The organism is Methylobacter sp. BlB1, assembly GCF_015476545.1.
GTDB lineage: Bacteria > Pseudomonadota > Gammaproteobacteria > Methylococcales > Methylomonadaceae > Methylobacter.
The window spans coordinates 1-26,401 of the sequence record NZ_JADMKV010000030.1 but is presented as its reverse complement, the minus strand read 5'-3'; the positions used below and the strand labels follow the sequence as shown (position 1 = coordinate 26,401).

The following is a 26,401-nucleotide window of genomic DNA, read 5'->3' as shown; positions in this document are numbered from 1 at the left end:
GCCATGATATCCGTCTTAATCGTTAATTACTTTTGCCACACACTGACTGCTCACGCAGCGCATAGCGTGTTAGCTGACGATCCCTCGGCTCAGGTTATTGTCGTCGATAACAGTAATGATCAGATCGAAGCCGAGAATTTGCGCAAGATTCTGCCCAGCAGAGCCGAATTAGTGGTTGCCCCGATAAACCTGGGATTTGGACGCGCCTGTAACCTGGCGTTTGAACAGGCTGCAGGCGAGTGGATATTGCTGCTTAATCCCGATGCCTTCATTCTACCCAATTGCCTGCAACAACTGGTTGGTACTCTACAGCGTCATCCAAAAATCGGCGCCTTATCGCCGCTGGCTCAATGGGATGAAGCTGGGACTTTTTTATTGCCGCCTGGCCAAATGCAAACTCCGGCCTGGGAATGGATGCTTGCGCTTGGACTCCGATTTCCAGCTTTTGGACGCTGGCTCTCAATGCGCTTTAGGACATATGCGCTGTGCTGCCTATATGCTTCCTTACCAGTACGCCAGCGCATGTTATCAGGAGGGCACATGTTTCTGCGCCGCTCCGCTATCGATGCCATTGGCGGGCTCTTTGACCCTGCCTTTTTTATGTATTATGAAGATACAGATCTCTGCCGCCGCTTAACCAAGGCTGGTTTTGAGTTGATGCTGGATCCAGAAGCCAAGGTGGTGCATCAATGGAGGCACGATCCTATAAAATCGCAATACACCGTGGAATCGCGTTTGCGCTACATGCGCAAGCATTTTACAAATTTTTGGCTGATGGATAGGCTGCGTCAGAATTTTGAACAATTACTTCAGCCAAAAGCCGGTAAGTTTCACGACATTGGCATTTGTACAACCGCGCCAATCTTTGATCTGCCAACCCGGCAAAGCGGAAACTGGCTGCTCGAACTCAGTACTAATCCTCTGTTAATCCCTGCCGCTTATCATAGCAGTACCGTTGCCCCTCATAGCATCCCATCGTCAGTCTGGAGCCTGCTGGGTGCTGGGCGCTACTGGGCAAGAGTATCGCACCCAAATGGACAGTGGAGTTACTTCACCTGGGAAATACCAAAATCGATTTCGAAATCGGGCTTGGAATTGTTAGCCCCAAAACAGGTTAGGAGCGCAAATAGAATCTTGCATTTAGATTGGGCGCATCAAGCCAACGAAGCTGAGCTATTAGATTTGTTCCGGGCCGCTTTTGGATATCAGATGAATCCCGAACTTTGGCGCTGGAAGTATCATGCCTTTGATACATTGGGAGCGTTAGTACGTCATAATGGCCGTGCAATCGCTTTCTATGGAGCAATGCCTCGATCTGTTCATTTATTCGGTTCACCGGCAACTGCGGTGCAAATCGGCGATGTGATGGTTCTTCCAGAGGAGCGAGGAATACTCACGCGCCAAGGTCCTTTTTTCTTGGCCGCTAAGGGCTTTCTCGAACGCTTTGTCGGCCATGGAAAAACCTTTCCGCTCGCATTTGGCTTTCCATCGGAAAGGCCTTTCCGCTTGGGCTTACGTCTAGGCCTATATGATAAAGTGGGAGAACTTCCGCAGATCAATTGGCCAGCCTTGCAAGCTCGCCCAAGCTACCGCGTGCGCCTTAGGCCGCTATCAACCAATGACAGCGCGGCAGTTGATCGGCTGTGGCTGGAGATGGCCGATGCCTTGCAGGATCAAGTCGTCGGGGTGCGCGATTGGCCTTATTTGCAACGCCGCTATATGCAGCATCCGACTATCTCCTATCAACTCTATCTGATTACCTCCCGATTCACACAAACCCCTATTGGTATCATCGTGATCCGTGTCCTGGACGATGCTGTGGAACTGCTGGATATTATTGCTCCTCCACAGCGCATGGCTACGTTGACACATTGCTTGCGCCGCCTGACCTGGAATCTCGGCAAGCCTCGGACTTATGCCTGGATCACAAAGCAACACGCTCATGCATTGGCCGGAGATACAGGCGAGATCGTCCCGACCGGAATCGTCATTCCCTATAACCGTTGGACGCCGGGCATTTCTGCCGATAAAGTGATGGATCGCTGGTGGCTGATGGGCGGCGATACGGATTTCAGATGACGAAAAAATCGGTATTTCATTCTCGCCGCCATAATGTCGCGGCAGCCATTGGGGACTGAATCTTGAAAATCCTCATGGTTACCCGCGAAACTCAAGCCGACAGGCGTTATGGACTCGGGCGCAGCCTTGCGCCTTTAGTCGACGAATTTCAGCGAAGAAACATCGTGGTCGATTACGCCTGTCAGAGCGATTTAGGCGTAAGGGCTACGGCATGGCAGCAAAGGCTTCATCGCCTGTTATCCGGTCTGCTTTCACAGTTTAATAAGGATACCGATTTTTCAACACTAGTTCATGTGATTCTGGAGCGTTGGAACATGGGGCGGATTGCCGCCAAGATAGCGGCAAAGCATGGGCATACCCATGTGCATTGCCATGATCCTATCATTGCCGCAGGATTCAGCTTCTTTTCGCATTTCTATCCAAGGCTTAATGTCCGCTGGGGCGTGACCGAGCACGGCTTTGGCTGCTATACGGATGCCATTTGCGCAGATGGCGTCCGGATGGGACCGCGTGTGATGCACTGGATGCGGCGCTGGGAGGCGCGCACATTGCGGGCCGCATCCTGGGTCGTATCGCCGACGCGCAAAGCCATGGAACAGGTGATGCTCAGCCTCGATATTGCCCCTGTTCCATCGACATGGCGGCATATCTATCATGCACGGCCAACATTGAACCGCTACAGCCGCGAAGAAGCGCGGCGGCAGTTAGGCTGGCAGGATGATGTACTGTATGTGCTAGGAGTAGGGCGCATTGCGCCGGTCAAGCAGTTTCCCATGCTGATCCACGCTTGTGCCAGGCTGGAAAAACAGGCTGATGTTCAGCTGGTGATCCTGGGGGAAGGCGAGTACGGCAGCCTTCTGGCGATGGGCCGGCAGCAGGGACTTGCGCGAGCTATTCAATTCGCCGCTACTGATGACGTTGGCCTGTACTTATGTGCAGCCGATTTATATGTCAGTACTTCCGCTTCCGAGTCTTTCGGGCTTGCCACGTTTGAAGCCATGGCGGCCGGATTGGCGGTGTTATGCACGGCGGTGGGCGGTGTGCCGGAAGTGGTCGGCGACGGTGCGCAGCTGGTTCCGCCAGAGCTGGAAGCGCTGACGGATGCTATGCAGCGCTTGCTGGACGATAAAGCGTTGAGACAGTCAATCGCGCAGAAAGGCTTGGCAAGAGCCAGTGCGTGGCCGGACATTGCGGAAATCGCAAATGATTATGAAAAAATTTATCAATAGATGGCGGCAAGCCCGGATAGCCAGGCTGAGGCCGTGTCCGTTGCCGAAAGTATTAGCGTTGCCCGAAAACGGCAGGGTACTGGTTTTCGCCCCGCATCAGGACGATGAAACCATAGGATGCGGCGGGACTCTGGCATTGCTTCGGCAAAGGGGCTGCGAAATCAAAGTGGTTTTTGTCACCGACGGCGGCGGGGCCGGGAGCTTGCCCGAAGGCACCGTAGCTGTCCGCAAAAAGGAAGCGATAGCGGCTCTGGCAGTGCTCGGCATCGGGGACATTGTGTTTCTCGATGAACCCGACGGTCATTTTCGCAATACGCCCGAGTTCGAGCGGAAAATCATGGCAATGCTGGATCAGTTTCAGCCGGACTGGCTGTTTATGCCTTCGATGCTCGATTATCACCGCGATCATGTCGCAGCCGGTCAGGCGATATGCGCCTGCTGGCGCAGCTGGCAGGGAACTGCCAGGGCTTTTTTCTACGAAATCTGGAGCCCGCTTCCTGCCACTTGGATAGTCGATATCAGCAGCGTGGCCGAGCTTAAGCGATCGGCGCTTTCCCGGTATGAACTGCCGCTCGCGCATTGCGATTATCTCTCCGCCAGTATGGGCCTGGCCGCCTATCGGGGGCTTTATCTGGCCGGAAACGGGCAATCCGGATTCGCGGAGGCTTTTGTCGAGGCTGAAAAGGATGGCATTTGGCGCGGCATGCCGGAAAGACTGCTTACCTTGCGAACTTATGTTGAAAAACTGCTGAAGCCATGATCGGTGCGGCCGCGTTTTGTTCAAATCATTCCAAATAATCTATAACTATGCAAAAAAACAACGATTTTTCCATGGACAGGGGCGAGAATTTGCCATTGGTGACTGTTATTATCCGCAGCACGGACAGGCCCACTTTATCGGAAGCGCTGGATTCAGTTGCCCAGCAGGCCTATCCCAATATCGAAGTGATTGTGGTGAATGCGAAAGGCGAAGGACATGCTGAGCTCGGCGAATGGTGCGGACATTTTCCGTTGCGCGTGGTGAATACAGGAAGCATGCTGCGGAGAAGCCTTGCCGCCAATATCGGCTTGAGCAATGCCGCTGGAGACTATTTGATCTTTCTTGACGATGATGACTGGTTCATGCCGGAGCATATAGCCATGCTGATGGATGCTCTGATACGGAATCCGGACAAAAAAGTCGCTTACAGCTGTGTGATGGGCGTCAATGAACAAAAGGAGCCCTGCGGCAGCCATTTTTGCCAGCCATTTGATCGAACGCTATTACTGGCCGGAAATTACCTTCCAATCCATTCGGCATTGTTTTCACGGTCGATTGTGGATGCCGGGTGCCGGATGGATGAGTCGGTTGATTTGTATGAGGATTGGGATTTTTGGCTGCAGGCCGCGGCTTTCGGTGATTTCATTTTTGTAGCGCACTTTAGCGCTTATTATCGAATTGGGGGGCCGTACGGGCAGGGCGTCAGGCCGGATGCTGCGGTCGCGCAACAGGCCAGCGCGGATTTGTTTGAAAAGTGGCGCAAGGCATGGAAGCGTGAAGATTTGTTGGATATCATGGCGCATGTGCGGGAGCATAAGGCACAATTGAATGCGGCCATCGCCGAGCGCGATGCAGCCATCGCCGCGCGTGATGCGGCGGTTGCTGAGCGTGATGCGGTAGTTGCCGAACGCGATGCGGCGGTTGCCGGGCGTGACGCACATATTGCTGCATTGTATAACACGACAAGTTGGAGAATTACACAGCCGTTGCGTGTCGTTTCCCACCAACTGAAGCGAGGCCGACGCGCCGCAGAGTTGATTGGGCCGGCTATCCGGCGTGGCGGAGGGGTAAGAAGCACGCTCAATAAAGCAATGCATCTATACCGCCATGAGGGACTGACCGGGATCAGGCATGGGTTCAGGATTGTCGCTTTATCGCAGCAGATTTCTCCGGCTTGGGGTTCCGGTGGATTTGATCGTAACGATTATGCGGAATGGATTCGACGTTACGATACGCTCACCGATGATACACGCGCCACCATGAATGCATCCATCGCCGAATTTGCTCATCAGCCTTTGATTTCCGTAGTGATGCCTACTTATAACCCTAAACCGGAATGGCTGATTGAGGCCATAGAATCGGTCCGCAAGCAAATCTATCCGCATTGGGAATTGTGCATCGCCGATGATGCTTCCACCGATAAAGCGATTCGTTCCGTACTGGAGCGGTATGCGAGTGAGGATCTTCGCATCAAGGTTGCATTCCGCGAAATCAATGGCCATATTTCTGAAGCGTCCAACAGTGCGCTTGCACTGGCTAGCGGAGAATGGGTGGCTTTGTTGGATCATGATGATCTCCTGAGCGAACATGCTTTGTTCTGGGTGGCTGATGCTATCAATCAAAATCCCGATGCGCATCTGATTTATTCGGATGAGGACAAGCTAGATGAAGTCGGCAAAAGATTTGATCCTTATTTTAAATGCGACTGGAACGTAGATTTGTTTTATTCGCAAAACATGATTTCGCATCTCGGCGTCTATCGGACCGGTCTTTTGAATTCAATCGGCGGATTCAGAAAGGGAATGGAAGGCTCGCAGGACTATGATCTTGCCCTCCGCTGCATTGAGCGAATCCAACCGAAGCAGATTCACCATATTCCCCGAGTGCTCTATCACTGGCGTAAGCATGCTGAAAGCGCGGCACAATCCATAAATGCCAAACCCTATGCTTTGCTTGCAGGAGAAAGGGCCTTGAATGAACACTTCCAACGGCAAGGCATTAATGCTACAGCTAGTCCGCTGGATTTTGGGATGTACCGGGTGCGCTACGCTTTGCCAGACTCATTGCCTATGGTTAGCCTGATTATTCCCACTAGAAATGGACTGCAGCTGATCCGGCAATGTGTAGAAAGTATTAGAAAAAAAACCACCTATTTGAATTATGAAATCCTGATCGTTGACAACGGCTCGGATGATCCCGCAACGCTTCGCTATTTCGATGAATTGCAAGCTGAAGCGGGGACAAAGATAAAGGTGGTGCGCGATGACCGTCCTTTCAATTATTCAGCACTTAATAACGCCGCCGTGAAACTGGCACAGGGTGAGATTGTGGGATTGCTCAATAATGATCTCGAAGTCATCTCGCCGGATTGGTTGTCGGAAATGGTCAGCTATGCGTTACAAGCTGATGTGGGGAGCGTAGGCGCAAAGCTCTGGTATCCTGATAATACTCTTCAGCATGGGGGCGTAATTTTAGGTGTGGGCGGGGTGGCATCCCATGCTCATAAGCATCTGCTGCGTCACCAATATGGTTATTTCGGGCGCGCAAATCTCATGCAGTCTTTTTCGGCTGTAACCGCTGCCTGCCTGGTGATTCGCAAGGCTATCTATGAGGAAGTTGGAGGATTTAACGAGACGAATCTGCAGATTGCTTTCAATGACGTGGATTTCTGCTTGCGTGTACGAAAAGCGGGCTATCGTAATGTCTGGACTCCTTATGCGGAGTTATTTCATCATGAGTCTGCAACACGCGGCTACGAGGACACGCCTGAAAAACGGGCGCGCTTCGCCAGAGAGATTCAGTATATGAAGCAGCGCTGGGGAAATCTTCTGTTAAACGATCCTGCCTACAGCCCCAACTTGACGTTAGACTTTGAGGATTTCAGCTTGGCCTGGCCGCCAAGAACGCAGAAAGGCTTAACGGTATCTCGCCCTGGACGGGAATCAGCGGCGCAGTCAATGGAGGTGTCATAACCGCATGGGCGAAGTTACCGTCATCATTGTCAACTGGAACGGAGGCACTTTATTGGATGAGTGTCTGGCATCCCTGGCACAGCAGTCCTATCCGCCCGCCCAGGTTTTACTGATGGACAACGGCAGCACTGATGGTTCCGCTCAGCGCGCCCGGCAAATGCCTGGAATAACGGTTCGTTTTCTAGGCGATAATCTCGGTTTTGCGGCGGCAAACAATCGCGCATTGAGCGAATGTGACACCGAATTCGTGGCTTTGTTGAACCCGGATGCCTCGCCCGGCAAGGACTGGCTGATGAACTTGGTCAATGCTGCTCAAGCCTGTCCTGGCGTTGCCGCTTTTGGCTCGCGCCAAATGAATCAACGTTTTCCGAAGGTAATTGATGGGCTGGGGGATGTTTATCATGTATCCGGCCTGGTGTGGCGTAACGGTTATGGGCGCACTGAGCGCGCTGCCGATGCTGTTCCGGACATGATTTTCTCTCCTTGCGCCTGCGCAGCGCTTTATCGCCGTGAGGCGCTCGTGAATACAGGCGGGTTTGATGAGGACTTTTTCTGTTATGTCGAAGATGTCGACCTGGGTTTCCGTTTAAGGTTGGCGGGATACAGCGCGATGTATGTGCCTGATGCTGTCGTGTATCATGCCGGGTCTGCAAGCACAGGCGGGCAGCATAGTGATTTTTCTGTCTATCACGGCCACCGGAATCTGGTTTGGACCTATATAAAAAACATGCCGGGAAGCTTATTTTGGATTTTGCTGCCGGTTCATGTATTTTTAAATCTTGCCAGTATTATTTATTTTTCAATACATGGGAAAGGCAAGGTGATAGTGAGGGCCAAGCGGGATTCGCTGAAAGGCATCCCGAAAATGTGGCGTAAACGGCGTGAGATTCAGTCCAACCGCAGGGCTTCGGTGATGGCTATTTGGCATAGTTTGGATAAAAGGCTCTGGTTGGCGAAAAAATACTGAGCTTTACTGCCAAGGCCTGATAGTCATCCAGCCGATAAAAGTCTGCTGTTCAAGCTGTTCAGAGGTCGTTGCTTATCTCAATCGATCCGCCGGATTTGCCCTGCGCATCCACCCACAAATGCGGCAGGCCCAAGCTATCCAGCCAGGCAGGCCCATCCTCTTCCTTGAGCATGGCGATAGTCGAGGCGCTGCCGGCGACGACGCAGAAATCGGCAACCACGCTGACGGCGGTCAAGTGGCGCACCGGCCAGCCGGTCTTGGGATTGAGTATATGGCCGTAGCGAACGCCATCCACCATGAGGCAGCGCTCGTAATCGCCGCTGCTGGCCAACGCGCCTTCCCGCAATAAGAGCGTCTGCATGACAGCTTCCTTGCACCGAGGGTCGCGTATGCCGATGCGCCACGGGCTGCCGTCGGCGCGAGGGCCGATGACTTTGATGTCGCCGCCCAGGTTGATTACGCCATGCCGGATGCCGGCGCCCTGGCATAGCGCCGCCGCACGGTCGACCGCATACTCCTTGACGATACCGCCGAAATCGATCTCCATGCCCGCTATCGGGAATTCGAGCACCGGAGGTGTCCAGCGCAGCTTGCGCCAGCCCACTTTTTCGAGCAGTTCCTGAATCTGCGCCGGGCCCGGCAGGCTGTCCTGATCAAAGCGCCAGGCGCGGCGCAGAATGCCGGAGGTGATGTCGAACAGGCCGTCGCTCTGGTCATGGCAGGTCGCCGCATAATTCAGCAGTCCGGCCGTCTCTTCGTCGACCTTAATGCGGCCGCCCGCGGCTGCCGCGCGGTTGATCGCGGACAGAAAACTGTCATCCCGGTAACGGGAATAACGCGCTTCCAGCCGGTGGACATCGGCGATGGCCGTGTCCGCAACCTCTTCGGCCTCTGCCTGCGTTTTGGCGTAGAGCTGGATGTCGCATGGCGTGCCCATGGCCTTGAATGTGCAGTGATGAAATTTCATGCTAGCCAAGGCGCTCGATAACCCGGATTAGAATGCATAGCTCCAGGTGGCGGATAGCGCGCCATCGCGCGGCAGCTGATAGCCGTTGACGTCATCATGCACAGGCTGGAGCCATTCGACGCCGAGCCGGTTGCCGGCAAGACTGCCGCTGGGCACGACGGCGTTGAGGCCGAAGCCGACATCCCAGTACCGCCCGCCATGACTGGAAGGGGAATCCATCGGCCCCAGCGGATTGAATACGCCATTGTATTGGCCCCGGATCGATCCTTGAATGGTGTAGACACCGCGCACCGATGCCGAGAGCCAGTTCAGCAGGCTGTAGCTGCCCCAGGCCGTGGACTGGAAGATGTCGCCGAACGCGAAGCCGGAATCATTCTTGTCCTCAAGGCGTTTGGTGCCGCTAAGTTGTGCGCCCCAGGACCACTTGTCCATCTGGCCCGTGTAAGTGAGGCTCGGCTTGAAATCCCAGGTGCCGCTGCCTAGCTGCATGCCGTAATGGATAAAGCCGGCTTCTATGCGATGGGTGTCCCTGAGCCTGATGCCGACGTCGCCAGTCGGCGCGCTGAGACCCAGGGTCGCATGCAGGTGATGGTTGGGCCTGTCGAAGAGTTTGAACATCGCATACAGGCCCGTATCGCCGACGCCGCCTGTCTCGCTTTGATGCAGGGTGTGATGCGTGATGAGCTCGCGCTGGGTCTCGGTAGAAGGTGCAGGCGCTCCGTCCAGCCTGCGCATGGTCATATCCATGGCGACGAACTGCGGCATGAGCATCAGATTCAGCCAGTCGGTCGGTGCATACATGAGGTCAAGCATGTGCATATGCATGTTCATGCCGCTGGGGGCAAGAAAACAGGGATTGCCTTCGCAGCCGTTGCTGACGATGGTCGGGTCGCTGATTTCGCTTGAGCCATGCAGCATGGTGCCGGCCTGCGTGCCGTACATGTAGCGGTAGCCAACCATGAAGTCGCCGGATTTGCTCAGCATGTGGTCGAACATGACGCCGGCCGGCGCGTGGCCGCCGTGGTGGCCGTGATGATGGTGGGCATGTTCGCCGCCGGACAGGGAAAGCGCCGACAGATCCACTTTCAGCGCCGCGTTGACCATATAAAAATCGAAGTCTGCATAGGCGCCTTCGCCGCCGCCGTCTAGTTTCAGTGAGCCGGCGTGCGTATAGTATTCGGCGCCTGCCTCAAGGCTGACGCCTTTGGTGAATTGCTTGCTGACGGTGATGCCGCCGCTCAAAGCGCCATAGCCCGACAGGCGCTGGTCGCTGCTGTAATGGGCGGGCAGCTTTTTAGGATCAAAATAGGCGGTCTTGGGTATCGGGTTAAACTGGGATTCAGGAATCCGCCCGCCGTTCTGGTCGACGTAATTGCCGCTGCCGGCATCGTAAACATACTCCAGCCCAGTGTTCGGCGCATTGGCGTTCAGCAGAATCCTGTTGCCGTTCGCGTCGACGGCGGGCCGGCTGTAGGCCTGCTGGGAGACCAGGTAAGGCGTATAGAAGTCGGCGGCGTCCTGCGAGTAATAGCGTATCCTGGGCGTAACAGTCCAGCCGTTGCCCAGTGGCTGGCTCCAGTCGGCTTCGAAAGTGTGGGCGTTGATTCCCCAGTCGTCGTGAAAAAAGCGGTAATCGAAGTGCACCGCCGCGTCCAGGCCTTCAATGTACTGAACATAACGCATGTTGGCGGTCAATTGGTCGCGCTCATCGGGGCGTTTTTCCAGCAGGCCGATGGAGAGCCCGCTCAATACATCGCCCGTTTGTCCGGGATTGATGAAAGCGGTTTCCACAGCTTTATAAGGATTGGCCAAATAGCCGGTGCTGCGCGTGTAACCTACGCCGGTCTCAATCAGGGCATTCTTGTTCAGCACCTGGGTCAAGCCGAGCGTCGTGGCCCAGTCCTGCCGGTTGCCGGTCAGAACTTTGTTGCCGCCTTCGAGTTCGATCTGGCTGTTGGTGGAGGTGCTGTTGTAGGCGCGCAAACCCGCGGCTGTATCGTAGATATAGGGCGTGGCATCGTGATCGAGTATGGCGTCGGTGTCGCTGTTGGTGTAGCTCAACCCCAGATTCAGGCTGGTCCGCTTCTGGTTGAAGTCCAGACGTCCTGCCAGGCTGCCGAACCGAGATTCATAGTCTCTCTCTGTGGAAATGCCGCCGCCCACGTCCAGCGCCGCCTCATCCCATTCATAACCCAGCTTGAAGTTTCCCTGCTTGCGGGTTTCCGGCGAGGCGGTGGAAAGCGTATGAACTAATTGTGTGTCTTTTGTGAACTGGCCGGTTGATGGATCCCGTTTGAGCGGATTCAGTTGCCTGTCAAAGTAGACCGTGTTGTTTTGCAGAAAGGGCGTTGCTCCGGCAATTATGCCGCCTTCTCTATTGCCGCCGAAAGACAGCGGCGCGGTCGCGACAGGCGTGGCGCCGCTCCAGGTGTCCTGGATGTAGTCGAATGCGAACTTGATCCGGTCGGACAGTTTGATTTTGCCGCTGCCTTGAATGGTGTCCACCTCGATAGGATTGAAGCGGCTGTTCACGCCGGCAAGATCACGCCTGCCTTCCTGGTAGTGGCCGTATTGAAAGCTGGCTTCTTCCTCGGCGGCGTTGGCTGATGCGGGCATCAGGCCCGGCAAGGCCAGGGCCGCGGCGGTCAGTGCCTGTAACGAAGCGTTTATGGGTGATGACGGCTTGCGCTGTTTTTTGCACATGTTCCTGGCTGATCTGGGTTTAATAACAGCCACAGCCGCCTCCCTCAGCGGAGCCGCTGCCTGATGCGGCCTCACGGCTGCCGTAGATATGTGCCCGGAATGCGCTTTGCAAGGGAGTGGGATCCAGCGCCATGTGCGGTTTCGCCAGATTGCCGCGCTCCCACGGCGCCACTTGCGCACAGCCCGACACGCTGGCGCATGCGACGAGAAGTAGCGCTTGTTTTATTATTTTCATTTATTGTTTCTCATCAGATCGGTACAGCTGATCAAACTGTACAAACCGCACTGCCGCCAGTTCATAAAACACAGTCAGAGTTTATATTCAGCTATACCACAATACCCGAGGACATAGAAGACGATAGAGCGGCCCGCAATGAAGGCAGTTTATTGGTAGCTATCTTCGTTATTTCTTCTCTGAGCTTTCCGCCAGCAACTGTTCTGCCAGTTTTCGAAGCTCCTCGGCTTCTCCTTGCCGGAAACCCAACTGGACATGACGAATGACGCCGTTGCGGTCGATCAGGTAGGAGGAGGGCATGGCCTTGACATCGAAGCTCCTGGCGCACTGCTCGTTTGAATCGGCCGCTACAATGAACTGTGCCGGGGTTTTAGCCAGAAACGCCTTGGCATCTTCGGCCGACTCGTCCATATTGATGGCTATGACCTGCAGTCCTCGATCTTTGAGGTCCTGTTCCAGTTCATTCAGAAAAGGAAAGGATTTCAGGCAGGGCGGGCACCAGGAGGCCCAGAAATCGATGTAAAGGACCTTGCCTTGAAATTGCTGCAAGCTGTAACTTTTACCGTCGCCGATCGATGCTAAGGTGCAGTCAGGCGCCTTGTTGCCGGCTTCGGCCGCGATTGCCTTTTGAACTGGACCGAGCGCCAGCATGGCGCAGAGTAAGGTGAATATCCGCTGGTTCATCTGTTGATTTTTTGCTTTATAGGCGTTGGGACAATTGCTCATTCAGGCAATGAATGATTTAAGGCGGCGCCAGCGGTCAGGCAAGGGGCCGCCGAATTTAGCAATTATTGGGCTTGCAGCACTGAGATATCCGTATCTGGATGATCTCCGTTATCAGCCATGCAATGGTAGTTTAAATCGAATACTCTTGTCCCTACAGTAGTTGTAGTGACTGCTACGTAGTACATGCCTGCGCCGCCTCTAACTTTGATAAAAGGGGTGTAGTTTGCATCTCCGGATACGGTATCCGCAATGGTCTTCATTTGAGTGCCGTTAACAATGTGGAGATTAACCATTAATCCTGGCACCGGGTCGGTTCTGTCTTTGACCTGGGCTTCAAAATAATCCGTACCCGGAGCACAATTGACGACAGCCAGATCGGATGCGCCTGAATCAACGGTACCCGTACCTATTGTTATACCCGTATATTCATGAGCCAAGGCGAGATCCATGTGGCCGGCAGCGGCCAGAATTGATGCCGTTATAAAAGCTTTTTTTAAAGACGCAAATTTCATATATCCTCCTCGTGCCGCCAGGCTGCTAGCGGAAAATTAATTTAGCAAGTGCTGCTCATTTCGTCACCGATCTATTAGTTTGGGCAACCGGAATTTATCTTTTTGCCCCTTTAATCCATTTCTTATTGAAAAAAGAAATGTTAATGCCAGTGATCTACTATCAACAGCCGCCAACTAAAGTTAAATAATTGTTGGTATTTATTAACAGTTTATTTTTTGACTTAGCAGATTAATGCAGTTGTTTCAAAATAAACATTTCTGTTCTTAATAGCCCATCGTTTCTTAAAAATAGAAAGGCATGGGTAAACAGACGATTCTAACCTATTTTGTTTCTCTTCTCCTATGTGATTTTCCTGCATCCACTATGGGTTTGTTTGGGCATGGTTTTCAGAAAAGAGCAGGGCCGTTTATTAGGATAATCATTGAGAAACATTTGTTTTCGAGATCGATTCCAGTTTTATTGCGGCCAGTTTACGCACCATTTCCGCCTCGTCAGTCAGTGCCTGCTGGAGCAGTGCGGCATCGTCTCCTGCCCGGTCGACAGCTGTCAGCCGCACCCTTTCGTCCTTATCGTGAATCGCTTCCCGCACTGCGGCGGCCGCTCCGGCGCCTTCCCGATACGATAAGCTGGTAAGAGCCCGCACTCTTACTGTTGCATCTTCATCTGTGAGCGCCGTTTCCAGCGCTTCTTTGACGGAGGCGTCGCCTTTCCGGCCGGCAGCCATCAGACGCCCGACAGCTTCTGCCCGCTCCGCCGGGTTTTTTGACTTTGCCATTTTTACCAGCTCATCGGTTTTATCCGGCTCGGGCTCGATCTGGAAAGCATGCGTTTTGGCCTCATTCATTTTCAGCATTGTTTGTTGCTGAGCTTCAGTGGATAAGCACGTCTCGGGATTGGTCCGGTTTGCGTCGAATTTCGCTCCGAGAATCCAGGCTTCGGCGGGTTGTCTGGGCGAGTCGGTTTTTTCTGCCTGGGATGGGTATCGGAAAATAAGGTCGGCTTTTCGAGCCAGCAGGCATTCCAGAACCTGTTTTACGGTTGGCCCCACACAGGTCGCTGTCACCAGTCTCTCGGGCAGAACCGAGTAATTTATCCGCACGCCTGTTTGGTTTGAGATACGGTTAAGCACCTGTGCCAATGGCGCTTGCCTGGCTTCCAGTTGCAGCTCGGCCCCTGTGTCTTCGGTCATGATTACCCGGATATTTTGCTCTTCCAGTCTATTGGCGTTCCCGGCAGCTGATAATATTCCGGGAATCAGCAAGAACAAACAGGTTATCCAGGTTTTAGTTGAATTCAAGGCAGCCTCTCGCACAATATGGCAAACATTACAACGCTCTATTCGTCAAAGAGCAAATGCCTAATTATATAAAAAGCCTGAAGCACTGGAATGAAATCATAAAGCACCTGTACTTGCTGCTAATTTTGGTAGCGTGGGCCGCAGGATCTGGCTCTTTTCCTCGTTAGGGAAAAATCAGGAAAAAAGTTCAATGCATTTTAAGAAGGGCAGGGCCTTACTTTAAAATGAAAATCTACGGCGATGTCCACCGCCGTAGATTGGTAAAAGCTCAGACCGCTCTTGCAATAAAGGAACTGAGCCGTACGGTTGCAGGTAACAGGATGTTACTCAAACAGCCTTATTGCGCAGGCCATACTTGCACGCCGTTATCTATAGCCGGCATATCGCGGTTAAGCTGGTCGGCAGTTGGCGTGATGGTGATGTCCAGTCCTTCACCGCACTTTGGATCCAGTGGATTAGGGTCAACTGCAACAGTTGTATCGGTAGCCGGAGTGCCTGTTATGTTTCTGACCACTTTCAGCGTAGCCGGGGTATGTTCCGCTGTACCGTCGAAATTAGAACCAACCATAGGCGACCACAGGTTGACGGTTTGGTCGCTGAATCCGGCAACATTGGTCAGTTTACAAACATCGGCGACAGGTACTACGAAAGTGACGGTCTTGGCGCAAGATGCTGATTTGATCTTGATGGCGTCTGTCTTAAAGGGGACCAGTCCCACATAGTTGTGAGCCGGCAGAGCGCCGCCGCCTGTCCAGAATCCGACCGTATTGGTTGTTTGTGGATTAGTTTTTTGGCCTTCGGCTGAAAAGATTTCTTTGCTATAGACTTTCTTGGCATAACCTTCTCCGGCGCCTTCAATCCAGTCCGTTACGGCACCGGCGTCCTTGGGTTCAACATTGGCAGCCGATCCAGCGGGTTTGGAAGTAACGGTAGCGGTTGAGTCGGGAAATACTACGCTCGTGCCCATCACTGGCGCCTCACCGCAACCGTGTCCAATCACTACATTATTGTAGACTCGAGTGTTTTCAAGAATGGTCGAAGTTTGCAGCCGCGTATGGGCAAAGCCGCTTTGGCTGGCTGCCAATATAGCGGTTGTCATTGAGCAAAGGGCCAGTTTTTTAAATTGTGTCGAGCTTAGCATTGAAGTCCTCCGAGGACATTTTATTGTTGTTAATAGTATTATTAGTGAAAGGCAGAAGTACCGAATCGCTCCGTCTGCCTTGTGTTTAAAGTACTTCAAGATAAAAGCACAAAACGTGCCATAAGAATTGCTGGTATTAGGAGAAGGGCGGTTTTCAACTGAATGGATTGTAATAATCTCTAACTGTATGATTTTTACTGATTAGCATACCGAGATTGCAACGTCTCTGGTGCATGTAGAGAAGCGGCCGCTTTCACATGATATAAGTAGAAACTCTCAAAAAACGACTTGGGTATTTAGCCAATGTAATAGTTTTTTGTGTGATATGCCCTGATTTTCAGCACTTGCCTTTACTGGAGAGTCGATATATCGGGGACATTAAATAAAAATGCGTGATATGGCGCATAAAAAATAAGTCATTTAACATAGTTTAATTATTTTGCTTCGGGTTTATGCATGCGTCCATGCATTGTCTTATATGAAAACTGCGGAGTTTTTTACACTAGCAGACAAGACAATCAGATTCTACGATGACGAGTTTGTAAAGATGATGGGCAAGAGCTCAAAAGTTAAGTAGTTAAGATAGAAAGCCTATTTTTAATAAGCTACTGCCAGATGCCAAGAAAAGGGCTGATCGGCTGTTTAAAAATATTTCTGCCGATCAGATCAAAAGGGGAGGTTATTCAATAACAGTAGTTTACGGGTAAACAGTGCTGGCCCGAGGGCCGATATCGTCTTCTTCTAATACATAGCGAACTGGGCTGCCTAACTCTAACTGATCAAATTCACCCACAACACTGTTTCTATGGAAATAAATTTCACGGCCGTCTACTGTCTCGATAAAGCCATGATCCTGCTCCGGCAGCAAGCGCGCTACCGTTCCTGTTTTCTGCAGGTCATGAGTTTTGACTTCACCACGCTGAACACGGGCATAGTCTTCGAGTTGCCTTACAGCTGCCCTGAAAGCATCCCGTATGGCAACATAAATGTCTTCATGGGCTTGCTTATCGTGATGTTCCCGACTGATGACCAGCTCTTTTCGGGGAGTCGTGATATCAATACGAATATGGTATTGATTGCCCTGGTGATGATGCTGGTGTTCTGACTCTACGGCAACCCGGCAGCTCATGATATGGCTATGGAATCTATCCAGTTTGGCTACTTTCTCGCGGATTCTGGCTTCTACGGCCTCAGAATGAGGTATGCCGCGAAAGGTAATCTGTAATGGGATTTGCATGATTATTCACCTGCTCAGATAAAGTATGAATGACAGAAATAGCTGCTGTGTGGCTGGGCTACAAAATAGATACCGGTATTCTGGCTTGAACCCGGTAGAGCACCGGATGATCTGCCAAGGCTGGGCCTGGCGTGTAATAGCAGTACATGAACCGACAACGGCAACAAAATCAACCAGACAATGACAATAATGCTGAAGTGTTTGATGTCGCTCCATATCCGGGTCCTCGGGAATGCCGATCGCAGCAGTTCCACTATTAGAATCGCATCCATGGCGCTACCCAGGAACAGGGTAAAGAGCGCAAAAAATCGATTATGCTGAATCAGTAGAGCGGTAAGCGGCATGCGTCCCCCGCTCGCTATCATAAAAATAAACCAAATGCAGGCCATCAATAGAAAGCTTTTCCGAACTTCACTCATTGATTCAAGGTATTGGTTTATATTCATGGACCGTTGCTCTATTATTTTCATAACCGGATTCCTTAGTATTTTTAAACCAACTTGTGAGTAAGTCTGGTCAGGAAAAGGCCTAATATTGATCAACAAGTTTCGTTTTATTATTGGGTTTTGCTATTCGGGTTTCTATGGTTTTTTCTTCGCCTTGGCGGAAGATATGAAGAATGACCTTATCGCCCACTCGCATCAATGCAATGCTGTTGCTCAGCTTGGTTGAGGTATCCACCGGTTGACCGTTAATGGCAATGACGATATCCCCTTTTCTCAACCCCGCTTTATCGGCCGGGGAGCCAGGAACAATACCCGAAATAACAGCGCCATCCTGTCGATCAATATTAAACACCCGAGCCAGGCTCGGGGTGAGACTTTGAATCTGAATCCCTAGCTGGCCTCGCTCAATATTGCCGTATTGGATGATTTGATTGACAACGTGATAAGCCGTGTTAATAGGAATCGCGAAGCCAATACCGACATTGCTGCCATTAGGGCCGACTATGGCTGTATTGATGCCGATCAATTCGCCTTGCAAATTAACCAGAGCGCCGCCGGAATTTCCGGGATTGATTGATGCGTCAGTTTGAATAAAGTCCTCATAGCCTTCCAGGCCCAGGCTGGAACGACCCAAGGCGCTGATTATGCCGGAGGTGACTGTCTGGCCAAGACCGAAAGGGCTGCCTATCGCAACGACGATATCGCCGACCTGCAATACATCAGAATTACCTTGGGGAAGCGCGACTAATTTGTCGGATTTGATTTTAATCAAGGCGACTTCTGTGTTTGGGTCGCTGCCTACCACAGTCGCGTTATAGCTTCGGTTATCTTGCAATGTCACTGTTATTTGGTCGGCCTTGTCAATAACGTGATGATTAGTAATGACATAGCCTTTGCTGGCATCGATGATAACGCCTGATCCAAGATTTTGGACTTCCCATTCCATCGCTTTGTTTGACTTGTCATATAGATGACGATAGGAAGGGTCTTTCAATAAAGGATTTTCTCTTTGACTGAATCGTATACGAGTGGAGATATTGACGACAGCCGGAATGACTTTTTTTAGCATTTCCGGCAGAGGGTTATTGCTCATAGGAACTTGAGCCCATGCATCTATTGCCTGTAAATGAGCTGATATTGCCGTCATTAGAGCAATTGCCAGGGAATATATGAAAAACTGTTTTTTCATAGTTGCTCCGTACCTCATTGCTAGTGGCAAATTTATTCTAAGTTGAAGATTAGAACCGGTATGCGGGCAAAAATTCTAAATTAATTATGCTTTTCGTTAGAATTTATACGCTGATTCAGCTCAGTTGAGCGGTATTTAATCCAATAGTTAAGTAAGAACTGTTCCAGGCATATATCTAAAGAATCGGCCAAAACAGGATGAGGAGTATGCAGTTAATACCTTATTATGGAGCGGCTATTGGACATTGAAGCTTTTCATATCATTGTTATTGTTGAGTATGCGGATATATTTGCGCTGGACGTCCAGCAGCCCTTCATCCTGAAGTTGACTAAAAGCCCGGCTTACCGTTTCTTCAGCGAGACCAAGATAATCAGCTATGTCACGTCGGCTCATAGGCAAATTGAAAGAGTTTGCGGAGAATCCGCGCTCGCTGAGATTTCGAGACAGATCATTCAAAAAAATGGCGAGGCGTGCGGGCGCGCTTCTATTGCCCCGTAATTCCATCAAATGCTTGTTCTGAACGATTTCGCGACTCATCAGCTTGACAAATTGATGGCCGAGTGAAGGGGCGTTGTCAGCCAGCTTTTGATATTGATCAAACGGTATTTTACAAAGACTGCAAGTATTCAGCGTTGTCGCGTTACAGTCATAAAAACCGGAACTGATCGCACTTAATCCTATGATATCGCCAGGAAAATGGAATTGAATGATGTGTTCGTGACCATCTCCGAAAACACACCAGGATTTGATCGTGCCGGAACGGACCAGATACAGGTATCGAAATGGCTGTTCTGCATGAAAGATATGTTGGCCGCTGTCCAGATAATATTGTTGAGAAATGATGCTTTGCAGTTGTTGGCGATCGGAGGCTTCCAAACTGGACATAAGGCAGGATGAATAGGTTGTGCAGTCTTTGCACACATCAAAGTTTCTGGTTGGCTCTATGACCGGCTGCGCGTCCGGTTCGTCAATAGTCATCAGCAACTGGTTAATTGCCTCAAAGTATTTCAGATAAGAGCGAGAAAAAGACAGTTTTAGACTGTTTTCCGGTTGATGTGAAAGTATGCCTTTCATCCTGAAATATTTATTGATGCCGTGATTAATCGTAAAAGTAATGTCAACGCAATGGCGACCGCCTAGTACCTTTTCTCTGGTGGCAAGCTTGATTTCATTGAAGCTGATTGCGCTGGTTTTGAATCGCCCCAGAAATTCTTCCCCATCATGCAAATCTACATCTAACTCAATGGGGACTCCTATGAATTGTGATCGGGTCATTTTCACTCCATTTTTTCAAATGTTAAGGAATCCTTTTACGATGGGCTTCGGTTATTGGAATTGGCAGATGCTTGTAATTATTGTTGATCTATTCAACGCCGTCTTTTATAAAAGTCCCCCTTCGAGAAGATAAAGCCGATAAGCTTTGTTGCTATTCAATTAATTGCCTATAACGCAGTTGAATTAAATAAAATAATCTTCTCTTCAGGGTACAACGCCTATTTTCTATCGTTCAGCTAGAAGATATTGCCTTTCGCTACTAGAGCGGGTCGGGGTGAGTGCGATAAATAAGCTTTTTTTTCTTATTGTCTCCATCTGACCCAGACCCTCCTTTCAGGCGATGAAATTAGCGCCATTAAATCGGACGCGGAACGGATATAAAAAGCACCCGGCTGCAAATCAAATGACAATTACATTTTCAGCTTGAAGGCCTTTTTGTCCCTTTGTAACGTTGAATTGTACTTTTTGTCCATCATTGAGCGATTTAAAGCCTGGGTTATTAATGTTGCTGTAATGGACAAAAACATCCGGGCCTTTTTCCTGCTCAATAAAGCCGAAGCCTTTGTCAGCATTAAACCATTTAACAGTGCCAGTAATAGAAGTAGTAGATGATGTATTAGTAGACATAATTCAAGAATCCTAAAGTATTAAAAAAAGTGTTTTTTCGAAAAAAGCAGCTCAAAGTAAGCAGACATCACATAATTTCAATGTTTCTGCGCTTATTTTGTTCTGATTTGGGTATGGTAATGTCAAGTATGTCATCCTTGCATGATGCTTTAGCTTTCTCGCCATCCACACGAGTAGATAAGATAAAGTCCGTTGAAACTCACCGTGGTTTATTGCTTGGCAGTAATAAGCCTCGTTTTTTGTTTCATTTTCCTGCTTGGAAAATGCACGGATAGTGACAGTCTGATTGCTGATTGAAACGTCCGGATTTGCTTTCTTTACGCTTGACTGGGCGGCCCGAACTTTTATTTCATTATCGTGCTCGATAATATCAATCCTTGAAAAATTTCGGCTTAGAGAGCATTCTCTTTCCAGCCAAATTGGAAATTTCCGGTCCGGTTGCGGCCAGCGGCAAGAAAGTAGATTGTCAAACCAACGATCCAAGTCATCAAAAGCAATCAACCCAATGCCCAGGAGCGACGAGGTTGGTATTGCTTTAGCGATATCCTTATCGTTGTCTTTATCTTTTCTCATAAATTTCGTCCTAACTATGCACAACTGACAAATACAGCGGAAAAAATCTTCATGCAGATAATCTGGATGAAGTGAATCAATGCCAGAACTTGTAGAAAAATTCCAAAGCTTAAGCAAAGGTTCTAGTTTTTTCCTGAGACAAAATGTAGCGTATTTTCTGAAGCAGTAGAATTGGTGCAAATACCTAGGTAAATCAACGCAAATTGATCATATCGTTATCTTAATGGGTGTTTTTGAGCCTTAGAGTGATTGTTGTTTCATAAAATCAGGCTCAAAATTTTCCTAACTTGTTTCGGTTGACTTTAGAAAGCAATAATCAATTGTAGAATCACCCATTGTCGACAGATCTGTTTATCTCAGAAATCACTGATAAATTGCAGAATATAGAAAACTTGTTTGCCAAATTATGAAAACTTCATGAAATGGCAGTCAATTTGCAGGACATTTTTTATGCCTCAGCATCTTGAGTATAAGGCATAAAAATTATTCAGGTTTTCTGTTCACTCATAAGGCGCGACTAAGGTTCGCTTGCTAGATTGAATGGTAATATTAATGACGCAACGTAGAAGAGAGGGATTGAAGAGATTAAGCGTTTTTTGTAATATTAACCTTTTGAATTTTAAGGGTAAATAATTTTAGTATAGCTTTAGAGCATCAAGTGAATTGTTAGTTAAGACGTCAAATTTTCTTAAATTGTAAGTTTATTCGTACTTAAAATATAAGGAGGATATGATGCTGCGAAAATTTTGTTCCGAACTTTCATTTCCTATTGTTCAATTGTCCTTACCTGAAATTACCTACGAGCAACTACAATTGCTTGTGATCCTGATAGCTTTCATCGCCATGTTGATATTTGAAGGCTTCTATACCCGTGAGAAGCCGTTAAAAACTTTTCGGCGAAGCTATTTAACTAACATCGTTCTGTTTATTTTCAATAGCGCAGTGATGTCGCTCTTGTCGGTTTGCTCTTTATTGACTATTGCTGATCAGTATTCTACAGGAGGATTGCTGAGCCAGATTTCTAATCCCATTATTAAGATAGTGGCGTCATTCATGCTTCTCGATTTGACTTTGTATTTCTGGCATAAGGCTAATCATACCTTTGGCTTCCTGTGGATGTTTCACAAAGTGCATCATAGCGATCCTTTCTTTAATACTTCAACAGCATTTCGCTTGCATTTTGTTGAGTTGTTGCTGACTACCGGCATAAAAGCACTTTATATAATTGTATTAGGTGTGGATAAGGCCGTAGTGATCATCAGTGAAGCTGTTATTACTGTATTTGTCATATTTCATCATATGGATATTTCAGTTCCAGGCGAAAAATGGCTGGGCCAGTTTATCATTGTTCCCTATTTGCATAGGGCTCATCATTCAGTTCGGCGAGAAGAGCATGATCGCAACTATGGCGCCGTATTTTCAATATGGGATCGCTTATTCAATACTATGATCGAGGTAAAACCTGCGGAAATTGGTCTTAAATGTGTGAAGGCCCGAAGCTTTATTGAATTGCTGTTTTTCGGGTTTTCACGGGCTTATCCATAACTATTGGGCATAAATTGTTAGAATCTCTGTTGAACAACAAGCTTGCCTAAGGATGGGATTCATAAAAGCGGATATATGATTTCATCTCAAGCTATGCCTTTAAACCGTGAAGATAGATATTTAACAGTTGATTTAGGCTATGTTTCAATTACATTAAGCTGAGAAGTCATAAATTATCTCGACAATGATATGGATAAGCCTAAAAATTGGTAAATTTATAGAATGAGTGATCAATGCCATGGATTGCCGTCAAATTTTGGTACATCAGGGTTCATGTAGTCCCATGGTTGGGCATCGGCTACCCAGATATCCCGTTGCGGTTGAAAAATACTTGGATCATCCAGTGTTGCCGCAGTAATTGGTCTTAATTCGGTAAAGACGCTGTTTCTGCCGAACAGTGTACTCCCGCATTCGGGACAGAAGGCTCGATAAACAGTATGGCCGCTGGCAGCAATAGTTGCGTATTCTTTATAGTTGCCGGTTATCTTAAGAGCTGGCGCTGGCACAAGCAGAGCTGCTAAATAAGGGGCGCCCAGCGCTTTTTGACATGATCGGCAATGACAATTAAAACCGCTTATGGGTTTGGCTGAAATTTCATACCTGACAGCACCACAAAGACAACCACCAGTAATAGGGAGTTTCATAATGTATCCAGAAACAATAGGTTATGATAAATCTTCATATAATGAGCGCAACATACCGGAACTTTAACTGTCCATAGCGCATGGTAATTGATATTGTTTTAATCAGCTTATTAATCATGGCTTATCTGTACTGGTCTAGTGCTCAGCAGATAAAATCAATAGCGATTAAAGCGACCAGGCAGCATTGCTTGGATATGGATGTTCAAATGCTAGATGACTATATTGCTTTAAATGATCTCAAGTTAAGAAGAGATAAAACAGGGAAAATGCATTTGTGCCGATTATTTCAGTTTGAATTTTCTTCAACCGGAAATGAGCGATATAACGGACAAATTGTAATGTTAGGATATCGGATTGAATCAATGCAAATGGAACCGTATCAATTGCCTAAAGGGGCAGGAAATGAGTGTGAAAAAAGGTTTTATGAAGAGTTGGTGGATGAGTAACGATTGTGTATTCATGGACGAAGTGACTATGAGTTGAAATGTTCGGAATACGGCGTTTTGCTCGAAAATTTAAGAGCTTATTGCCGAAGAATTGGCATTGGAAGAAAGAAGCTCATTACGCGGACAATGTAGAAGAATCATAAGGTCGGGTCATACTAAATATGAATTACCGGTCGAGTTGAAGCAAGCAACAGCAGGGCTTGCCAATAAAAGAGTTTTTACTCTATTTTGGACTATAGCTTTTGTCTTTGCTTTGATGATTTTCGTTTTGTAAAAATTGTTTTTTTCATTAAGCGAATGGGAAATCAATAAATTATGATCAGACAGAATTATCAAGAGCCATCGCGAAAGGTTCAGGATGAAGCAGTAAAAGAAATTAGGGAGGTCCGGTTGCCCAGCGAAATCAAACTGATTGTCCAAGGTATTCGAAAAAGGATTGATTCGTATAGAAGGCAACAGAAAGGTAGCGCTATATGCCTAAATGGAAAACTTAAAAAAGTTTTAAGTCAATATGCAGGGTTGGCGGAGCTAGACAGCCAGCAAATACAGGAACTACATATTTATCAAACGCATTGGCGGGCATGTTTTTTATTAGTATTGAGGTTGTCTTGGTGGTTGATAATCTTGACATGGGTGGGTCTAGGTTTTTATTTGTTGATTTGAAAATTTATAGGTTTATGGGGAAGCACGCAACGCACTAGATTTCGGACCTACTAAATAAGGTGGCGATTATGGGCTTTGGAACTGTTTTTAAACTACTGCTTCTTTTAGTTTGGCCTATGCTTTTGATTTTACTGTACCACTGTTCCAATAAAGAGAAATTCAAGCAGAGGCTTAATAAGTTCAGGCGAAATGAGAATGATAAAAGCTAGAATTTCAAGCCAAATTCAAACACCATCTTAACGGAGATATATAGAATAAACAGGATAGCTCCTAAATAAACAATAAATCGCAATGGCCTTTCTTTGATGCTGCTGATAAATGAGACATTTGCTCCCGATTTTTTTAGTTGCAGATATTTTTCACGCTCGGTGATCAGCCTTTGATGCTGGTATTCATCAAGCAATTGCCGGGCTTTGAAAAGATCTTCATCTTTTATCAGCCAGAGTGCAGGCATGGATATGCCCCAGTTTCCAGCAGATGTCTCGTAATAGTCAATCCCGTTTGATTGTAATAATGCACGAATTTCATCGGCTTCGTCTTCGGGAACATTTGTAAGTCGAAATAGTAGAGTGGACATTTCAAAAATTAAGATTAAAACATTAAGTCATTTTGAGCTTGAGTGAGTGATTCTTTGACCATAAATTCAATAAAACGTTATTTTTTTCAGGCAGACTAGATCATGCAAATTATCTCTCTAACTCTGCATGTGAATAAAAAAGTTATTGTAATTTAGCGCATATTTGAAAGTACAAGTCTTTCATTCTAGCTCGGCAATAAAGCTCATGAATCAAATAAATTGGGAGAAAAATTGCAATGCCAATCAGGAATTTCAATAAATAAATTATGCATAAAGATCGAATAATAGAACTAGAAATAAAAGTAGCTTATCAAGAAGACCTTATTCAAGAGCTAAATAAAATAGTTAGTCAACACCAACAGCAAATTAGTCGACTAGAATCAACTTGCAAATTGCTTAATGAACGCATTAAGAGTCTGTTAAATGTTGTAAATACAGAAGAGAACATTGATCAGACGCCTCCTCATTATTAGTAATTAAAAATTATCCAAAAGAGAAATGATAAAAATAAGATTTAAAAAATTGGAACAGAATTAAAAGTGATTTCTTTCACAAAAAACTTACAAATTAATGAATTATAGGGCTATTTTAAATAAAATGTGCAATCAGTGCAGAGGTTAATGGCGGCGAAAAAATGGCAAACTATGAAACAGTGACAATTTCAGGTAGAAGTTACAGCGAAGAAGATATATTGAAAGAGTCTGATGAATATATCAAATTAGAATGTATCGATTTATGTTTTGCTTTAAATACATTGATCAATGATGAATCTGCGTTAGTAAGGGCTGCGGTAGCTCGCAAAAAGGTGGGGCATGAAATATTGGTCAATGATGATAATTGGCGTGTTCGTGCGACAGTGGCAAAATACTGCGATGATAAAACGCTGCTGGATGCCTTAGTTAAGGACGAAAATGATTATGTTCGCTTTATTCTAGTGAAGCGAGGGCATGCGTTAGAAAAATTTGTTCATGACCAGGATGAGGAAATTGCTTCCATAGCAAAGTATGGTTTGCAAAATTTGCAAACAATGTAGTCGATCTGTTGATTTGCGATTAAACGCTAATCGATTATTTTTATCAGATTTGCAAAATGTTGTGAAAGGCGGCTGGTGGCTCCTTAACTTATTTTGATTTAACAAATTTTCGAGCAAAATCTTTGGCGGAAATATCAAGATCAATATACTGATTAAACAAGTCATTAACATCTACTGGGTTTAAATAAGCATAGATGCCGTAACCTTTGGTTGCAAGGAACGCTTCGCTTAATTGACTTATAAATTCCTGTCGCATATTGCTTTCTGTTTCAATAGACTTCTTATTATTCATTTTATCTCCTAGTTACAGATCAGTATGAAGTAACGACTATGATTTTATAAGGTAAAATTTGGAAGCTGAGCATATCGGAAATATGTTATCCAGAAATAAATCTTCAAATTTATGTGCAGAAATAGCAAGTTAATTGATACATGCTATCTTTTGATTTTATTTTTTCTAAAAAGTAAGAAGATAACAATACGAATAATTACTTAATTAATCGCTTGACGAATGAAAAAAAGCCGGTAGAATACGCCTCTTCCTTCGGGGCAGGCGC

At 47.8% G+C, this 26,401-nt stretch carries 26 protein-coding genes and 1 pseudogene; 11 read left to right on the top strand and 16 right to left on the bottom strand.

What is annotated here, in order from left to right; translation table 11 throughout:
* Nucleotides 1-3 precede the first annotated feature (3 nt).
* The 5 genes from IT781_RS12615 (at nucleotide 4) to IT781_RS12595 (ending at nucleotide 8,007) form a co-directional block, all read left to right on the top strand.
* A complete protein-coding gene (locus IT781_RS12615; RefSeq protein ID WP_194970518.1) occupies nucleotides 4-2,079 on the top strand; it encodes a GNAT family N-acetyltransferase in 2,076 nt (691 codons plus the stop codon).
* 74 nt (nucleotides 2,080-2,153) lie between these two features.
* The gene (locus tag IT781_RS12610) at nucleotides 2,154-3,308 is read left to right on the top strand and encodes a glycosyltransferase family 4 protein (protein ID WP_194970517.1); all 1,155 of its coding nucleotides are present in this window, start codon (nucleotides 2,154-2,156) and stop codon (nucleotides 3,306-3,308) included.
* Nucleotides 3,289-4,068 (top strand): PIG-L deacetylase family protein, encoded by a 780-nt coding sequence (locus tag IT781_RS12605; protein WP_194970516.1) that lies wholly within the window; start codon nucleotides 3,289-3,291, stop codon nucleotides 4,066-4,068. The genes IT781_RS12610 and IT781_RS12605 overlap by 20 nt, the downstream gene beginning before the upstream one ends.
* A gap of 47 nt (nucleotides 4,069-4,115) precedes the next feature.
* Nucleotides 4,116-7,040 (top strand): glycosyltransferase, encoded by a 2,925-nt coding sequence (locus IT781_RS12600; RefSeq protein WP_194970515.1) that lies wholly within the window; start codon nucleotides 4,116-4,118, stop codon nucleotides 7,038-7,040.
* A 4-nt stretch (nucleotides 7,041-7,044) separates the two neighbouring features.
* The gene (locus IT781_RS12595) at nucleotides 7,045-8,007 is read left to right on the top strand and encodes a glycosyltransferase family 2 protein (protein WP_194970514.1); all 963 of its coding nucleotides are present in this window, start codon (nucleotides 7,045-7,047) and stop codon (nucleotides 8,005-8,007) included.
* Between the two features lie 58 nt (nucleotides 8,008-8,065).
* Here the strand turns inward: IT781_RS12595 and IT781_RS12590 are convergent, their stop codons facing one another.
* The 4 genes from IT781_RS12590 to IT781_RS12575 form a co-directional block, all read right to left on the bottom strand.
* The gene (locus IT781_RS12590) at nucleotides 8,066-8,974 is read right to left on the bottom strand and encodes an FAD:protein FMN transferase (protein ID WP_194970513.1); all 909 of its coding nucleotides are present in this window, start codon (nucleotides 8,972-8,974) and stop codon (nucleotides 8,066-8,068) included.
* A gap of 27 nt (nucleotides 8,975-9,001) precedes the next feature.
* Nucleotides 9,002-11,710 carry a DUF3570 domain-containing protein gene (locus IT781_RS12585; RefSeq protein WP_370526994.1) on the bottom strand — a complete coding sequence of 903 codons (2,709 nt, stop codon included), beginning with the start codon at nucleotides 11,708-11,710 and terminating at the stop codon, nucleotides 9,002-9,004.
* Nucleotides 11,697-11,912, bottom strand: coding sequence for a DUF4266 domain-containing protein (locus IT781_RS12580; RefSeq protein ID WP_194970512.1), 216 nt, complete (start codon nucleotides 11,910-11,912; stop codon nucleotides 11,697-11,699). The genes IT781_RS12585 and IT781_RS12580 overlap by 14 nt, the downstream gene beginning before the upstream one ends.
* Before the next feature lie 168 nt (nucleotides 11,913-12,080).
* Nucleotides 12,081-12,596: a TlpA disulfide reductase family protein gene (locus IT781_RS12575; RefSeq protein ID WP_194970511.1), complete on the bottom strand. Its 516-nt coding sequence runs from the start codon at nucleotides 12,594-12,596 to the stop codon at nucleotides 12,081-12,083.
* Between the two features lie 3 nt (nucleotides 12,597-12,599).
* On the opposite strand from IT781_RS12575, the gene IT781_RS22870 reads away from it, so the two are divergent.
* On the top strand, nucleotides 12,600-12,653 hold the full coding sequence (locus IT781_RS22870; RefSeq protein WP_370526995.1) for a hypothetical protein: 54 nt from the start codon (nucleotides 12,600-12,602) through the stop codon (nucleotides 12,651-12,653).
* A 47-nt stretch (nucleotides 12,654-12,700) separates the two neighbouring features.
* Here IT781_RS22870 and IT781_RS12570 read toward each other — a convergent pair whose 3' ends face one another.
* The 9 genes and pseudogenes from IT781_RS12570 to IT781_RS12530 form a co-directional block, all read right to left on the bottom strand.
* Entirely contained in the window at nucleotides 12,701-13,150 is a 450-nt protein-coding gene (locus IT781_RS12570) for a hypothetical protein (RefSeq protein ID WP_194970510.1), read from the bottom strand.
* 419 nt (nucleotides 13,151-13,569) lie between these two features.
* Nucleotides 13,570-14,448 (bottom strand): HEAT repeat domain-containing protein, encoded by an 879-nt coding sequence (locus tag IT781_RS12565; RefSeq protein ID WP_194970509.1) that lies wholly within the window; start codon nucleotides 14,446-14,448, stop codon nucleotides 13,570-13,572.
* Nucleotides 14,449-14,785: 337 nt separating this feature from the next.
* Nucleotides 14,786-15,589: a hypothetical protein gene (locus tag IT781_RS12560; protein ID WP_194970508.1), complete on the bottom strand. Its 804-nt coding sequence runs from the start codon at nucleotides 15,587-15,589 to the stop codon at nucleotides 14,786-14,788.
* 697 nt (nucleotides 15,590-16,286) lie between these two features.
* Nucleotides 16,287-16,826 (bottom strand): HPF/RaiA family ribosome-associated protein, encoded by a 540-nt coding sequence (locus tag IT781_RS12555; RefSeq protein ID WP_194970507.1) that lies wholly within the window; start codon nucleotides 16,824-16,826, stop codon nucleotides 16,287-16,289.
* A 14-nt stretch (nucleotides 16,827-16,840) separates the two neighbouring features.
* Entirely contained in the window at nucleotides 16,841-17,296 is a 456-nt protein-coding gene (locus IT781_RS12550) for a hypothetical protein (RefSeq protein WP_194970506.1), read from the bottom strand.
* Between the two features lie 58 nt (nucleotides 17,297-17,354).
* Nucleotides 17,355-18,461, bottom strand: coding sequence for a Do family serine endopeptidase (locus IT781_RS12545; RefSeq protein ID WP_194970505.1), 1,107 nt, complete (start codon nucleotides 18,459-18,461; stop codon nucleotides 17,355-17,357).
* Between the two features lie 234 nt (nucleotides 18,462-18,695).
* Complete coding sequence (locus tag IT781_RS12540) at nucleotides 18,696-19,736, bottom strand: helix-turn-helix domain-containing protein (protein ID WP_228779127.1); 1,041 nt, start codon at nucleotides 19,734-19,736, stop codon at nucleotides 18,696-18,698.
* 399 nt (nucleotides 19,737-20,135) lie between these two features.
* Nucleotides 20,136-20,363: a cold-shock protein gene (locus IT781_RS12535; RefSeq protein WP_194970503.1), complete on the bottom strand. Its 228-nt coding sequence runs from the start codon at nucleotides 20,361-20,363 to the stop codon at nucleotides 20,136-20,138.
* 67 nt (nucleotides 20,364-20,430) lie between these two features.
* Nucleotides 20,431-20,936: pseudogene (locus IT781_RS12530) on the bottom strand (Hsp20/alpha crystallin family protein).
* A gap of 729 nt (nucleotides 20,937-21,665) precedes the next feature.
* On the opposite strand from IT781_RS12530, the gene IT781_RS12525 reads away from it, so the two are divergent.
* A complete protein-coding gene (locus tag IT781_RS12525; RefSeq protein WP_228779125.1) occupies nucleotides 21,666-22,481 on the top strand; it encodes a sterol desaturase family protein in 816 nt (271 codons plus the stop codon).
* 230 nt (nucleotides 22,482-22,711) lie between these two features.
* Here IT781_RS12525 and IT781_RS12520 read toward each other — a convergent pair whose 3' ends face one another.
* Nucleotides 22,712-23,125 (bottom strand): GFA family protein, encoded by a 414-nt coding sequence (locus tag IT781_RS12520; protein ID WP_194970502.1) that lies wholly within the window; start codon nucleotides 23,123-23,125, stop codon nucleotides 22,712-22,714.
* Between the two features lie 80 nt (nucleotides 23,126-23,205).
* Here IT781_RS12520 and IT781_RS12515 point away from each other — a divergent pair, with 80 nt between their 5' ends.
* Nucleotides 23,206-23,571: a DUF3301 domain-containing protein gene (locus tag IT781_RS12515; protein WP_194970501.1), complete on the top strand. Its 366-nt coding sequence runs from the start codon at nucleotides 23,206-23,208 to the stop codon at nucleotides 23,569-23,571.
* Nucleotides 23,572-23,886: 315 nt separating this feature from the next.
* Nucleotides 23,887-24,234: a DUF2956 family protein gene (locus tag IT781_RS22865; RefSeq protein WP_194970500.1), complete on the top strand. Its 348-nt coding sequence runs from the start codon at nucleotides 23,887-23,889 to the stop codon at nucleotides 24,232-24,234.
* A gap of 205 nt (nucleotides 24,235-24,439) precedes the next feature.
* Here the strand turns inward: IT781_RS22865 and IT781_RS12505 are convergent, their stop codons facing one another.
* The gene (locus IT781_RS12505) at nucleotides 24,440-24,811 is read right to left on the bottom strand and encodes a DUF6164 family protein (protein ID WP_194970499.1); all 372 of its coding nucleotides are present in this window, start codon (nucleotides 24,809-24,811) and stop codon (nucleotides 24,440-24,442) included.
* Between the two features lie 266 nt (nucleotides 24,812-25,077).
* Between IT781_RS12505 and IT781_RS12500 the strand changes: the two genes are divergently transcribed.
* Both IT781_RS12500 and IT781_RS12495 read left to right on the top strand, forming a co-directional pair.
* On the top strand, nucleotides 25,078-25,284 hold the full coding sequence (locus IT781_RS12500) for a SlyX family protein (protein WP_194970498.1): 207 nt from the start codon (nucleotides 25,078-25,080) through the stop codon (nucleotides 25,282-25,284).
* Nucleotides 25,285-25,445: 161 nt separating this feature from the next.
* The gene (locus IT781_RS12495; protein WP_194970497.1) at nucleotides 25,446-25,844 is read left to right on the top strand and encodes a HEAT repeat domain-containing protein; all 399 of its coding nucleotides are present in this window, start codon (nucleotides 25,446-25,448) and stop codon (nucleotides 25,842-25,844) included.
* An 88-nt stretch (nucleotides 25,845-25,932) separates the two neighbouring features.
* On the opposite strand, the gene IT781_RS12490 is transcribed toward IT781_RS12495, so the two are convergent.
* Nucleotides 25,933-26,136, bottom strand: a complete 204-nt coding sequence (locus IT781_RS12490) for a hypothetical protein (protein ID WP_194970496.1) — start codon at nucleotides 26,134-26,136, stop codon at nucleotides 25,933-25,935.
* Nucleotides 26,137-26,401: the final 265 nt, after the last annotated feature.